Origin of the sequence: Colwellia sp. MB3u-4 (assembly GCF_014077065.1) — a bacterium.
Classification (GTDB): domain Bacteria; phylum Pseudomonadota; class Gammaproteobacteria; order Enterobacterales; family Alteromonadaceae; genus Cognaticolwellia.
Genome location: NZ_JACGVE010000052.1, coordinates 1 through 278, shown reverse-complemented (window position 1 = coordinate 278; position 278 = coordinate 1). Strand labels below are relative to the sequence as shown.

General features: G+C 44.2%; 1 rRNA gene. It reads right to left on the bottom strand.

Annotation, left to right across the window (positions count from 1 at the left end):
- Positions 1–176: 176 nt before the first annotated feature.
- Positions 177–278 (bottom strand): 16S ribosomal RNA (locus H4J61_RS02260); the annotation flags it as partial.

Below are 278 nucleotides of genomic sequence, written 5' to 3'. Positions count from 1 at the left end.
CTTATCAGGGGTGCGCTCTAACCAGCTGAGCTACAGACCTATCTCTCTTTCAAGATTTTACGTCCGAAGCTAGCGTGTTTGGACTTCTTCTAATTTGTTATCATGTAATTTGTGTGAACACTCGTGAAACCTTTCTCATAAGAGCTAAGTTTCCATTAAGCTGTTTTACTTCAAGATAAGGAGGTGATCCAACCCCAGGTTCCCCTAGGGTTACCTTGTTACGACTTCACCCCAGTCATGAATCACAAAGTGGTGACCGTCCTCCCCGAAGGGTTAAA